Annotated in this window: 10 protein-coding genes; 8 read left to right on the top strand and 2 right to left on the bottom strand. The window is 64.9% G+C overall.

Annotation, left to right across the window (positions count from 1 at the left end):
* Positions 1–67 precede the first annotated feature (67 nt).
* Positions 68–1,360: a citrate synthase gene (locus tag KF907_RS01015; protein WP_291217238.1), complete on the top strand. Its 1,293-nt coding sequence runs from the start codon at positions 68–70 to the stop codon at positions 1,358–1,360.
* 29 nt (positions 1,361–1,389) lie between these two features.
* Here the strand turns inward: KF907_RS01015 and KF907_RS01010 are convergent, their stop codons facing one another.
* Positions 1,390–2,004 (bottom strand): hypothetical protein, encoded by a 615-nt coding sequence (locus KF907_RS01010; RefSeq protein WP_291217236.1) that lies wholly within the window; start codon positions 2,002–2,004, stop codon positions 1,390–1,392.
* The gene (locus KF907_RS01005; protein WP_291217234.1) at positions 2,004–4,475 is read right to left on the bottom strand and encodes a penicillin-binding protein 1A; all 2,472 of its coding nucleotides are present in this window, start codon (positions 4,473–4,475) and stop codon (positions 2,004–2,006) included. Before KF907_RS01005 ends, KF907_RS01010 begins: the two co-directional genes overlap by 1 nt.
* Before the next feature lie 241 nt (positions 4,476–4,716).
* Between KF907_RS01005 and KF907_RS01000 the strand changes: the two genes are divergently transcribed.
* From KF907_RS01000 to KF907_RS00970, 7 genes are all read left to right on the top strand, one after another.
* Positions 4,717–5,775, top strand: coding sequence for a pilus assembly protein PilM (locus tag KF907_RS01000; RefSeq protein WP_291217232.1), 1,059 nt, complete (start codon positions 4,717–4,719; stop codon positions 5,773–5,775).
* The gene (locus KF907_RS00995) at positions 5,775–6,515 is read left to right on the top strand and encodes a PilN domain-containing protein (protein ID WP_291217230.1); all 741 of its coding nucleotides are present in this window, start codon (positions 5,775–5,777) and stop codon (positions 6,513–6,515) included. Before KF907_RS01000 ends, KF907_RS00995 begins: the two co-directional genes overlap by 1 nt.
* Positions 6,512–7,204 carry a type IV pilus inner membrane component PilO gene (locus tag KF907_RS00990; protein WP_291217227.1) on the top strand — a complete coding sequence of 231 codons (693 nt, stop codon included), beginning with the start codon at positions 6,512–6,514 and terminating at the stop codon, positions 7,202–7,204. The genes KF907_RS00995 and KF907_RS00990 overlap by 4 nt, the downstream gene beginning before the upstream one ends.
* Complete coding sequence (locus tag KF907_RS00985; protein ID WP_291217224.1) at positions 7,204–7,746, top strand: pilus assembly protein PilP; 543 nt, start codon at positions 7,204–7,206, stop codon at positions 7,744–7,746. The genes KF907_RS00990 and KF907_RS00985 overlap by 1 nt, the downstream gene beginning before the upstream one ends.
* Positions 7,747–7,769: 23 nt before the next feature.
* Positions 7,770–10,022: a type IV pilus secretin PilQ gene (gene pilQ, locus KF907_RS00980; RefSeq protein ID WP_291217221.1), complete on the top strand. Its 2,253-nt coding sequence runs from the start codon at positions 7,770–7,772 to the stop codon at positions 10,020–10,022.
* Positions 10,023–10,103: 81 nt separating this feature from the next.
* Entirely contained in the window at positions 10,104–12,395 is a 2,292-nt protein-coding gene (locus KF907_RS00975; protein WP_291217219.1) for a hypothetical protein, read from the top strand.
* Between the two features lie 107 nt (positions 12,396–12,502).
* A complete protein-coding gene (locus KF907_RS00970; protein ID WP_291217216.1) occupies positions 12,503–13,690 on the top strand; it encodes an EAL domain-containing protein in 1,188 nt (395 codons plus the stop codon).
* Positions 13,691–13,713: the final 23 nt, after the last annotated feature.

The raw sequence follows: 13,713 nt of genomic DNA, 5'->3' as shown, positions 1-13,713 counted from the left end.
GCGCTTTCCCGATTGCCGTCGGTTCCGCGCGTAGGACGCGCGGCCACGTTTCCCCGAGGAGTCCGCCGTGTCCGAGAAATCCGTCCAGATCATCGATGCAGCCAACGACCGCAGCACCACGTTGCCGATCGTCACCGGCACGCTCGGCGATCCAGCCATCGACATCGCCAAGCTCAACAAGGACACCGGTTACTTCACCTACGATCCGGGCTTCGTGTCCACCGCGAGCACGCGCAGCTCGATTACCTTCATCGACGGTGACAAGGGCGTCCTGCTCTATCGCGGCTACCCAATCGAACAACTCGCCAAGCAGTCGAGTTTTCTCGAGGTCGCCTATCTGCTGATCAACGGCGAACTGCCGGACAAGGCGCAATTCGCGCACTTTGAACACGAAGTCACGCATCACACGATGATGCACGAGGCGCAGAAGAACTTCCTGAGCGGCTTCCACTACGACGCCCATCCGATGGCCGTGCTGTCGGCCTCGATCGCCTCGTTGTCCGCTTTCTACCACGACACGCTGGACATCAACGATCCCGAGCAGCGTCGCCTGGCCGCGATTCGCCTCATCGCCAAGATGCCGACGATCGCCGCTGCAGCGTATCGTTCATCGATCGGCTGGCCGATCCGTTATCCGCGCAACAACCTCGAGTACGTCACGCGCTTCCTGCACATGATGTTCGAGGTGCCGAGCGAGCCGCTGGAATTGAACCCGGTCGTGGCCAAGGCGCTCGACCTGCTGTTCATCCTGCACGCCGACCACGAGCAGAATGCCTCGACCTCGACGGTGCGTCTGGTCGGCTCGACCGGTGCCAATCCGTATGCCTGCGTCGCCGCCGGCATCGCCGCCCTGTGGGGGCCGGCCCACGGCGGTGCCAACGAGGCTGTGCTCGAGATGCTGACGGACATCGGTGACGCGAAGAACGTCGCCAGCGCGGTGGCCAAGGCCAAGGACAAGAACTCGGGCTTCCGCCTGATGGGCTTTGGCCATCGCGTCTACAAGAACTTTGACCCGCGCGCGACGATCATCCGTGAGATGACCCACAAGGTGTTGGCCGACCTCAACGTCAGCGATCCGCTGCTCGACGTCGCCGTTGCGCTCGAGGAAGTCGCGCTCAAGGATCCGTACTTCATCGAGCGCAAGCTGTATCCGAATGTCGATTTCTACTCGGGCATCATCTACAAGGCGCTGAAGATCCCGACCGAGATGTTCACGGTGATGTTCGCGATCGCGCGCACCGCGGGCTGGGTCGCGCATTGGCTGGAGCAGCACCTTACCCCGGATGCGAAGATCGGTCGCCCGCGCCAGATCTACACGGGAGCCGTGGCACGCGACTACGTCGAGATGGCCAAGCGCTGACCGCAGCTACCCGACCTGGTCGGGTGCTGTCAGTCTGCGGCAACGAGCGCCTCGACCGCAGTCAGGCTGGCGCGGCGCATTGGCTTGCGCGTCACCCGGTCGAGCGGGGCATGGTGCAGGCCGTCGCATGCGAACAGCATGAGCTCGACGGCAACACCATCCGCCGACAACCGCAAGGACGGTACTTCGACCTCGTGTCCGACCGCGGTCGCGAGCAGGTGCGTGTCCTCCTCGTACGGAATGCCGTGGTCGTCGAGCAGGGCCAGCACGTCGCGGACATCGTCGGCAAACAGATGCAGGCGGACCGCCGAATGCGCATCGGCCGTGCCTTCGAGGACCGCACCGACGAGACGTGGCTGGAAGCGGGCAAGGAAGCGCATCGCCTCGACCGCGGCCTCGCGCAGGCGGCGCAGTGCGCGCGGTTGCGTATCCGCCTGGAACAGGCGTTGGTGCTCGCGCAGGGCATCCTCGACCTCGAGGTTGCGCGGCAGTGTGGCCTCGTCGAATACCCCGAGACGCAGTGCCGCCTTGCGTTTGGCCTCGTGGTAGTCACGCAGGCCGCTCTCGGCGATCAGGCGCGCCGCCTCGGTGGCGATGTGCCGCCGTATTTCGTCAGCGTGAGTCTGGTGACGCCGACGGACCATCAGAACACGTCGTAGGCCTCGTTCTGGTCGTCCTCGCCTTGCGCAGGGCGAGTGGCCAGGCGAGCCACGTCTTCGGTCTTGAAGTATTCGATCATCGAATCCTGGTCGCCGGCCGGAGCAAGCAGGCCGCTGGCGCGGTCGATGCGTGCCGTGCTGATGCCGGGCGGCATGTCGAACGACTGCTCGGGGACATCGCGCAGACCTTCGCGCATGAAGTCGATCCATGCTGGCAAGGCCGCCTTGGCGCCGTATTCGCCGCGCCCGAGCGGGGTGAAGTCGTCGAAACCGACCCAGGTCGTGGCGACGAGGCGCGCGTTGAAGCCGGAGAACCAGGTGTCACGATGTTCGTTGGTCGTGCCGGTCTTGCCGGCAAGGTCGCCGCGCTTGAGCACGAGGGCTGCGCTGCCGGTGCCACGCCGGATGACGTCGCGCATCAGCGAGGTGACGAGATAGGCGTTGCGGGGGTCGATGACTCGCGGGGCGAGGCGGGGTTCGCCGCCCGTCGGCGGCGTCGACGCAGCCTGCGCGCTGGCGATCAGCGGGATGCCGCCCGAGGCCGCCGAGTCGAGCGGAGGCGTTGCTGCGATACCGTCTTCGACGAGGCGCTGCGGGCACTCGCGGCATGCTCGCAACGGCTCGGCACGGTAGACCACCCGGCCATCGCGATCGGCGATCTCGCTGATGAAGTACGGATCGACGAGGAAGCCGCCGTTGGCGAAAACGGCATACGCGCGCGCCATCGTCAACGGCGCGGCGGCTGCGGTGCCGAGCGCCATCGACAGGTTCTGCGGCACCTGCTGCGGGGTGAAGCCGAAGCGCGTGACAAATTCGTGCACATACTGCACGCCGAGTGCGTCCAGCAAGCGTACCGAGACAAGGTTGCGCGAGCGCACCAGGGCTTCGCGCAGGCGCGTCGGTCCATCGAACTTGTCGTCTTCGTTGGATGGTGTCCACAGTCCGCTCGGGCGCGACGGATCCGGGAACACCAGCGGTGCGTCGTTGATGACCGAGGCTGGCGTATAGCCATGCTCGAAGGCGGCCGAGTAGAGGAACGGCTTGAAGCTCGAGCCCGGGTTGCGGTTTGACTGGGTCGCGCGATTGAACTTGCTGCGGCCGAAATTGAAGCCGCCGACGAGCGAGACGATCGCACCGTCCTCGGGGTCGAGGCCAACCAGGGCACCTTGCACGGCCGGAATCTGGGAGAGCTGCCACTGGTCCTCGGCGTCGCGCACGACGCGCACGACGTCGCCGACCTTGAGCACTTCGTCGACGCGCTTCGGCGCCGGGCCGCGGCGGCTTTCGTCAAGGTAGGTGCGGGCCCAGGCCACGGAGGCGAGCGGCAGCTCCACGGTCTGGCCGTCGGCGAGCTGCACGGCGGCATGTCCGGCATCGGCCTCGACGACCAAGCCCGGAGCCAGTCCGGACACATTGCGATAGGCATCGAGCAGGCGCACGAGTTCCTCGGGGCGCGCATCGACAGGGATTTCGACCTGCGCTTCCGCACCGCGGTAACCGTGGCGCGCGTCGTAGGCGAGCAAGGCATCGCGCAAGGCCTTGTTGGCGGCCTCTTGTGCGCGCGAATCGATCGTCGTGCGGATCACGTAGCCGTCGTTGAGCGCATCGTTGCCGAGCCGCTCGATCGCCTGCTGGCGCACCATCTCGGCCAGCCAGGACGCCTCGATCTCGATCGGCGGCTCGTGAGCGAAGGCCTGGTCGGGTTCGCCATTGGCCTGCTCGTATCCGGCCTGGTCGATGTAGCCAAGCTCGCGCATGCGGCCGAGCACGTAAGTGCGACGCAGCAGGGCGCGCGATGGGTTGTTGAGCGGATTGCCGGTGGACGGGAACTTCGGGATCGAGGCCAGCATGGCGCACTCGGCCAGGCTCAGCTGGTCGAGCGTCTTGCCGTAGTAGAACTCGGCCGCTGCGGCGACGCCGTAGGCGCGATTGCCGAAAAAGCTCTTGTTGAGGTACAGCTCGAGGATCTCGTCCTTGCTGAGTGCACTCTCGATGCGGAAAGCCAGGAACATCTCCGACAGCTTGCGCGTATAGGTGACTTCCGGACTGAGGAAGAACTGGCGCGCGACCTGCTGGGTGATGGTGCTGCCGCCGGGCACGTGCTTGCTGCCGGTCGTGGCGACCAGCCAGACTGCGCGCAGGATGCCGCCGATGTCGATGCCGCTGTGCGTGTAGAAATCGGCGTCTTCGGCCGAAATCACCGCCTGTCGCAGAGGGTCCGGCACATCGGCGATGCGGATCGGAATGCGACGTGTTTCGCCAAAGGTCGCCATCAGCTTGCCATCGGCCGAGTGCACCCTGAGCGGCACCTGCAGGCGGACGTCCTTCAGGCTGTCGACCGACGGCAGGCGCGGCGCGATCAGCCAGTACGCGATGCCGATACCGGCGGCGCCGAGGACGACACCCGCGAAACCCAGATAGATCGCCCAGCGGGCCAAGCGGAAGAAGATTCTCATGCCTCGGGCGGGACTTGTGATGACAGTCAAGGTTGGTGACGCAAGCCGCGGAGTATAGAGCCATTGTGGTCGCCGGCAGGGTGGCCGGGCCGCCCGCCGATGGGTCCGGCGGGGCCGTTTCGGGGACTTTTTGCGACACGGTCGACGGTTCGTGTGGCCGGTGTTGATAAACGGTTAAAGTTCCGATTTAATGTGAAAGCGCATCTTTCGCTCGTAAGAGCGCGTGGGAAGGGGAAAAAGTGTGGGACTCTTCACTCCGAAGGCACCGGCGCTGATTGGCGTCGACATCAGTTCGACCGCCGTGAAGCTGCTGCAACTCGCGCAGAACGGCGGCCGCTACCGCGTGGAGCACTACGCGGTCGAGCCCCTGCCGCCCAATGCCGTGGTCGAAAAGAACATTGTCGAGGTCGAGGCGGTGGGTGAGGCGATCCGTCGCGGCCTGGCCCGCTCGGGCGCCAAGACCAAGTTCGCTTCCGCGGCCGTGGCTGGCTCCGCGGTCATCACCAAGATCGTGCCGATGCCCGCCGACCTGTCCGAGGAGGACATGGAGGCGCAGATCCAGATCGAGGCGAACCAGTACATCCCCTATCCGATCGAGGAGGTCAGCCTCGATTTCGAGGTGCTGGGGCCGGTCAAGGACAACCCTGACATGGTCAATGTGCTGCTCGCCGCCTCGCGTACCGAGAACGTCGACCTGCGTGTAGCCGCGCTGGACCTGGGTGGGCTGAGCGCGAAGACCATCGACGTTGAGGCCTTCGCGATGGAGAACGCGTTCCGCCTGATCGCCGATCAGCTTTCCGTGCCGAAAGACGCGGTGGTCGCGGTCATCGATGTCGGCGCGACGATGACCACGCTGATCGTGCTGCGCAACCAGCGCACGATCTATTCGCGTGAACAGGTCTTCGGTGGCAAACAGCTGACCGACGAGGTCATGCGTCGCTATGGCCTCAGCTACGAAGAAGCCGGTCTCGCCAAGCGCCAGGGCGGTCTGCCCGAATCCTACGAGATCGAAGTGCTTGAGCCGTTCAAGGAGGCGATGGTCCAGCAGATCAGTCGCCTGCTGCAGTTCTTCTTTGCCGGCAGCGAGTACAGCCGCGTCGACCAGGTCGTCCTCGCCGGCGGCTGCGCGTCGATTCCCGGTGTCGCCGACATGGTCGAGGAGCAGCTCGGCGTGCCTTGCGTGGTCGCCAATCCGCTCGCCAACATGTCGATGGCGAGTCGCGTGCAGGTGCAGACGCTCGCCCAGGATGCTCCGGCCCTGATGATCGCGTGCGGACTGGCGATGAGGAGTTTCGACTGATGGCCAGAATAAACCTCCTGCCGTGGCGCGCTGAACGGCGCAAGCAGCGCGAACGCGAGTTCTACATGATGCTCGGCGCGTCCGCGTTGGGCGCCGTGCTCGTGTTTCTCTTGGCTTCGTACTGGATGGGACTTCGCATCGACAACCAGAACGAGCGCAACGCCTACCTCGAGCGCGAGATCAAGGAGCTCGACGGCAAGATCGAAAAGATCAAGGACCTGGAGAAGACGCGCGCACAACTGCTCGCGCGCAAGCAGATCATCGAAGACCTGCAATCCAATCGATCGCAGATGGTTCACCTGTTCGACCAACTCGCCAAGACAATCCCGAACGGCACACGCCTGACGTCGCTCAAGCAGGCCAACGATGTCCTCACGCTGGAAGGGCTCGCCGAATCCAGTACGCGCGTGGCCACCTACATGCGCAACATGGAGAACTCGCCGCAGTTCGGCCGTGCCGACCTGGGCAAGATCGAGAACCAGGAAGGCAAACCGAACATGGACAAGAAGATGCCTAACATCTTCGCGCTGTCGGTCAAGACCAAGAAGGCCGAAGAGGCCAAGGCCGACGAGATGCCCGTGCCGGGCGCGACGGATGCCGCGACCGAGGCGCCGAAGCCGGCCGTCGACCTCGGCGCCCAGCTCGAGGACGCGGCCAGCAAGCTGACGGCGAAGCCTGCCCCCGCCAACACGCCGCCGCCGGCGACGCCTGCGGCGAACACCGAGGAGAAGAAGCCGTGAGTTTCTTCGACGATCTGCGTAACCTCGACCGCAACAACGTCGGCGGCTGGCCGAAGTCGATCAAGGCGTTCTTCGCCATCCTTCTGGTTGGCTTGATCCTGTTCCTTGGCTGGTATCTCAAGATCCGTGACCAGCAGGATGAGCTCGAAGGTCTCGAGCGAAAGGAGCAGACGCTGAAAGGCGACTTCTCCAAGAAGCAGGCCCAGGTGGTCAATCTCGAGGCCTACGAGAAGCAGCTCGAGGACATGAAGGAAGAGCTGCGCCAACTCATCAGCCAGTTGCCCGGCAGGACCGAGATGCCGAAGCTGATCCTGGCGATCTCGCAGGCGGCGCTCGGAGCTGGCATCACCAACGATCTGTTCCAGCCGGGCCCTGAGGTGATGAAGGGGTTCTATGCCGAGAAACCGATCCAGCTGCGCATGACCGGCACTTATCATCAGTTCGGCGCTTTCATCAGCGCCGTGGCTTCGCTGCCGCGCGTGGTCATCCTGACCATGCACGATGTTTCTCTGCGCCCCGGGGCCGGAACTGCCACGAATCGGCCCGGCAACGCTGCTCCACCTGTCGGTGGCGTGCTGACGCTCGAGGGCACGGTGAAGACCTACCGTTACCTCGATGACGAAGAAATCGCTGCGTTCGAGGCGGCCAATGCGCCTGCAGGCGCGAATAAGCCCGCGGGAGGCAAATGATGTCCCCCATCATCTTTAACGCATTGCGTGCATGCCTGGTCGCCGCCCTGGTCATCGGGACGTCGGCCTGCACGTCGGGCCTCGACGAGGTCAGGCAGTGGGTCGCCGCGGAAAAGGCGAAGAAGGGACCGCCGCTGCAACCGCCGCCCGTCATAAAGACGTTCGAGACGTTCCAGTACACGCTGAAGGCACCCGACGATCGTGATCCGTTCAACGTGCCCTTCGACAAGTCCGAGGCCGAGGAAAGCACGGCCGGACCGCGCCCCGACAAGAACCGGACCCCCGAACCGCTCGAGGCTTATCCGCTCGACGGCCTGAAGATGGTTGGAACGCTGGGGGCCGCCGCTGCACCGGAGGGATTGCTCAAGGATCCCGAAGGTGTGATCCGGCGCGTCAGGCCAGGTAACTATGTTGGCCAGAACTACGGGCGGATCACCGCCATCAACGAGAACGAGATCCAGCTGGTGGAACTCGTTGCAAACGATACGGGCGGCTGGGTCGAACGGCAGGCCTCGATCGCGTTGTCCGACGACAAGAAATGACCGACCCGTTTGGGGGTGATGAGATGACCACGACAGCCAAGCACATCCTCGGGCAGGCGCCCGGCGCAGTCAGGAAGAAGAACCGCCTTGCGGGTCTGTTCGCCCTGTTCGGGCTCGCAATTGCGGGCACCGCCCAGGCCGACAACGTGCTCGAAGACATGAGCTACACGGCGCAGCCGGGTGGGCGTGTCGAGATCACCTTGCGCTTCGCCGAGGCGGTCGGTGAGCCGCAGGCCTTCACCACCGACTCGCCGCCACGCATTGCGCTCGACCTGCCGGACACGCGCAATGGACTCAGTCAGCGACGTATCGAGATCGGTGCTGGCGCCACAGCAGGGGCTTCTGCGGTTGAGGCGGCCGGACGCACACGAGTCGTCGTCGACCTGTTCCGCCCCGCCGCGTACGAGACCCGCATCAATGGTCGCGAACTCGTGTTGAGTGTCGCGTCCAATGCGAGCGGTGCTACACCCGCCGCCGCCTCGGCGGCCGCGGCGAATCCGACCAAGTCGGTTGCCGCCCATGGTGTCGAACTGACCAATGTCGACTTCCGCCGCGGCAAGGCTGGCGAAGGCCGCATCATCGTCAACTTCTCGGCTCCAGGTGCCGCCGCCGACCTGCGTCGAGAAGGCGATCGCGTGATCCTCGACGTGCCGAATGTCAAGCTGCCGCCGAACCTTGCCCGGCGCCTTGACGTGCTGGACTTCGCCACTCCCGTGCAGTCGATCGAGACGCGCTCGCGCGGTGCCGGCGTGCGCCTGGACATCGCCGTGCAGCCGCCATTCGAGCAGCTGGCCTACCAGGCGGGCAATGAATACGTCGTCGAGATCGCGCCGAAGCGCGAAGACGACAAGGCCAAGGGCAAGAATGCCGAACCGACCTTCAGCGGCAGCCGTGTCACCTTCAACTTCCAGGACATTCCGACACGTTCGGTCCTGCAGCTGATCGCCGATGTCTCCGATCTCAACATCGTTGTCGCGGACAGCGTGCAGGGCAACGTTACCCTGCGTCTGATCAATGTGCCTTGGGACCAGGCCTTGCACATCGTCCTGCAGGCCAAGGGTCTCGACCAGCGCAAGCAGGGCAACGTAATCTGGGTCGCGCCGCAGAAGGAAATCGCCGACCGTGAACAGGCCTTGGCTGACGCACGGCTGCAAATGGAAGACAAGGTCGAGCTCGTTTCCGACTACATCCCGATCAGCTACGGCAACGCCCGGGACATCGCTGCACTGTTGACCCAGGAGTCGAAGGGTAATCAGGGGAGCGGTGGCGCCAGTCAACAGAACCAGGCGCGCGGCTTTCTCTCGCAGCGCGGCACGGTCAGCTACGACGACCGCACCAACACCCTGCTGGTCAGCGACACGCCGGCCAAGGTGCTGGAGATTCGCCAGCTCATCGCCGTGCTCGACCGTCCGGTCCAGCAGGTCCTGATCGAATCGCGCATCGTCATCGCGACCGACTCGTTCGCACGCGAGCTGGGCGTCCGCTTCGGCATCAGCGGTGGCTACGAGGATCGCCACGGCAACGTCATTTCGACCTCGGGCAACTCCGCAGCAGTCGACCGCATGACCAATCTCGCCCTGCGCAACCGCTTTGCCGGCGGCAATGGTCTGCCGGTCATCAGTCCGTCGACCACGACCGGTGGCGGTGTACTCGTGCCCGGTGGCGACCGCTTGAACGTCAACCTGCCGGCAACGAATCCGGCCGGCAGCTTCGGCCTTGCCATCCTCGGTGCCGACTACCTGCTCGACCTCGAGCTCTCGGCAGCGCAGACCGAAGGGCGTGGCGAGGTGGTTTCGAGCCCGCGTGTGGTCACCGCCAACCAGAAGGAAGCAGTGATCAAGCAGGGCCAGGAAATCGGCTATGTGACCTTCCAGAACTCTGGTGGTGGTGCTGGCCAGGGCACCGCGACCGTGCAGTTCAAGGAAGCCGTGCTCGAACTCAAGGTCACACCGACGATTACTGCCGACGACCGCGTCGTGCTGAACCTCGCGGTCAAGAAGGACGCGATCGCCGGCTTCATCGACAACCCGGGTGGTGGCCAGGTCCCGCAGCTCGACAAGCGTGAGATCAATACCTCGGTGCTGGTCGACAATGGCCAGACCGTCGTCCTCGGTGGCGTGTACGAAGTTGAGAAGCGTGACGACCTGACCAAGGTTCCGTTCCTTGGTGACCTGCCGGTGCTCGGCAACCTGTTCAAGAGGAATGGACGCACGGACACGAAGGCCGAACTGCTGATCTTCGTCACCCCGCGCATCCTCAGCGAAAGCCTTAGATAGACGTCCAGGGGCAGGGCGCGCTGAACCGCGCGCCTTCGAGACGTGACCGTGACTACCCCATTGCGAGCCTGGAGAACCCCCATGAGATTCCCCTTCAAGACCCTTGGACTGCTGCTCGCCAGCCTGGTCCTTTCGAGCTGCGGCGGCGGCGGTGGTGATGGCGGCGGTGCCGCTTCGCCGCCGGCCAACGGCACGATCACGCTGACCGCGACACGGACCAGCCTGCCGCTCAACTCGAACAATGTGCTGCCCTATCCTGGCTCGCCCTTCGTGGCCGAGGTTGCGATCGCGTTTCGCAATTCCAGCGGAACCCTGACCGCACCGAACGGGCCGGCAACCGCGACGATCAGCCCGGTGACGGTCGCCAGTCTGTCGCCCCCGGACGATCCGTCGACGGATATCAACGAATTTGCAACACGCAACGTGACCTTGCCGATCGTGCTCAACAACGGCTCGAACTCGGTGTTCGTGACGTCCTATGACGTCGCCGGCACGGCTACGCTGACGGTCTCGGCGGTCGATCCGCTGACCAGCCGCACCGTCACCAGCACGCTCAACTTCACCGTCGCCGGCGCGACCCCGCTGCCGGCCGCGCTTGACATCGCGCCCTCGCCGACCAGCGTGTACGTCCCGGGTGCGGGTGGCAATACCAGTTCCATCATCACCGTCCGCGTCCGCGACGGCGCCAACCAGCCGGTGCCCGATCCGGGCTCGGCCGACAACGTGCGCCTCGAGATCGTCGGCGCCGCCGGTGGTGCGATCCTCTCGGCAACCTCGTCGGGCGGCCCCGTCACCGGGACCACGGTTCAAACGCGCACGGTCAACGGCATCGCCACGGCTTCGTTCCAGGCCGGCTCGACCCAGGGGCCGATTCAGGTACGTGCGACCGTCGACCGTGCCGACAACAACACCAGCAACGGCATCGGCGACCCGATCTCGGCGACCACGACCGTGGTCGTTTCCGACGGCAAGCTGTTCAGCCTGACCCTGACCTCGCCGATCATCAATGCGCTGCGCGTTAACCGCGTCTCCGATGGCGTGGTTCCGCCGGAAGACCTCGATCCGCCCGGTGACGACGGCATTCCGCCCGATCCCGATGCGACCTACAGTCTGACCATCAGCGCGCTGGCCAATGACCGCCAGGGCAATCCTGTCGTTCCCGGCACGGTGATCCGCTTCGGCGTCATCGACGAACCGTACAACGTACCCGCCGACCGTTTCTCGATGTCGGGCATCGACGGCGATGCGCAGGAGGGTGGCAGCCTGTTCACCTCGGTGAGCGGCCAGTTCGTCACCGGTGGCGGCGGAGCGGGCCCGGGTGACGTGCTCGTCGTGTTCGGCAAGGACGTGCAGGGCAACAGCGACCTCGAGAGCGCGCTGACCGTTGCCAACATCAATTCGCAGACCAGCCTCAATACGAGTTCGAATTTCAACCTCAACAACACGACCGGCAGCAGCGTCAACTATGGACCGGTTCTGCCGTATGTCGTGGCGCGTGCCCAGCACGGCAACATCACGGCCACCGGCGTCACCAACGACATCGGCCGTGCCTCGGCGACGTTGAACTACACGATCTCCACCCTTGGATACCTCAATGTCATCTGGGCGCAGGGTGAGAGCGTCGACTCGGTGACGGGCGGTGCCAAGCGTGTAACGGATGCCGAGATCGGTTCGTATCCGGGCCTCGCGCCGGCGACCCTGACAGCCGCGCCGTCGCCGATCCTTGGCAACACCACTCAACAGGTCATCGTCTGCCTGACCGATGCGATGCTGGCACCGATCCAGCGTGCGCGCATCGGCTTCTCGTTCCAGCTGCCGCAAGGTACCGGGCGTGTCGACGGCGTGCTCGGTTCCGGCGTGCTCGCTTCGAGCACGGGAGCGAACGGCTGCGCGACGGCGACCGTGGTCACCTCGGGTCTCGGTGCGAGCACCGACTCGGCTCCGAGCGGCGTGCTGCGCTTCTTCTTCGGCGGCGCAGCGGCGAGCGTCGACATCATCGTCAATCTGGCGACCCTGCAGGCCTCGCCCGGCTTCGTACAGGTTGGCAATGCGCCCGTGACCCGCACGATCACGCTGACTGCCCGCGACACCGCCGGCAACCCGGTTTCCGGGGTGCAGGTCAACGGCACGTGTACGGTCACCGCGTCGGGATCCAGCAGTGGCGCCTCGATCGTGCCGTCGACGTTCTCGGGCGTGACCGGTACCAGTGGCACGACCCATCACACGATCACTGCCCAGGGCTTCGCCGACACCGCCACGCCACCGAAAACGCTGGCGACGGGTGTCTGCGTCTACACGACGCCGCAGGGGCTTTCTGCGACGGTCAGGCTCGGACCGGTGGGAGCTGCATGTGACTTCAGTCCCTGTGACTGAGGTGCTTGCATCAACCATGTGATCGAAGGGGCTGCGCAAGCGGCCCCTTCGCTTTCATGGACACGCCAGCGGGCGAGCACTGACATTCATCGAGTCGCGATGGCACCATGGGCATCTCGCAGAGCCAAGGCAGGGGACGCGATATGGACCAGGCACAGCGACAGCGTGTCGGTGCAGGCAACATCGTCTTCCGTGAAGGCGATGCGCCGACGACCGCCTTCCTCATAGAGTCCGGGCGGATTGCCGTGAGCACTCTCCAGCACGGCGAGGAGTGCCTGCTTGCGGAACTCGGGCCGGGCGCCCTGCTCGGCGAGATGGCCGTGCTCGATGATGCGCCACGCTCGGCCACGGCGCTTGCTCTGACGGACTGCGTGCTCACACCGGTCGATCGCAGTCAGTTCGCGGAGCGGCTTGCCGCAGCCGACCCGGTGGTGCGCGCCCTGTTGATGAGTCAGCTCAAGCGTTATCGTTCGGCACTGGCAAGACTCACCGGTGAAGTTGACGGATTGCACTCGGCAAGTGAGAGCGACGCTGGTGCGATGGACAAGATCCGTCTCGAGAGCGAGTTGCGCATGGCGCTCGAAAATGCCGCGCTCGACGTGTGCCTGCAGCCGATCCTGCACATCGAGCATGGTGTCGTCGCTGGCTACGAAGCATTGATCCGCTGGCAGCACCCTGAGCGCGGAGCGGTCTCTCCCGGTGAGTTCATCCGCCTGGCCGAAGAAACCTCGCTGATCGTACCGGTTGGTGAATACGTACTCGAACGTGTATGTGACATGCTCGCCGAACTGCAACGGCGTGGCCGCAAGCCGTTGCCGTTCATCGCCTTGAACGTGTCGGCGCGCCAGATCGAGGATCCGGCTCTGGTCGAGCGCATGCTCGCCCATTTGCGGTCGCGTGGACTGCCGCCGGCCTGCCTCGAAGTCGAGATCACCGAAAGCCTGGTCCTCGATCGCCCCGAGATCGCCGCGCTGATCACGTGCTGCCACGAGGCCGGCATGGAGGTCGCGCTCGATGACTTCGGCACCGGATATTCGAACCTCGGCCCCTTGCTGTCGCTCGACTTCGACCGCATCAAGCTCGATCAGAGTTTCGTTCGTGCCCTCGACCGGCCACGCGGCGTCGCCCTGGTCAAGGCCGTGCTGGCGATGACCGAGGCGCTCGGCTGCGAAATGATCGCCGAAGGCGTCGAGACCACGGACCAGTTGCGCATGCTCGGCGAGATGGGCTGCGACTACGCACAAGGCTGGCTGACCGGGCGCCCGGTCACACTCGAGGATGTGTTGCGGTCGTGAGTGTGGTTGCACCCATGCCATAG

Source organism: Dokdonella sp., from assembly GCF_019634775.1.
Classification (GTDB): Bacteria; Pseudomonadota; Gammaproteobacteria; order Xanthomonadales; family Rhodanobacteraceae; genus Dokdonella.
Note: the sequence above shows the minus strand (reverse complement) of the source record. Positions and strands in the feature narration are given on the sequence as shown.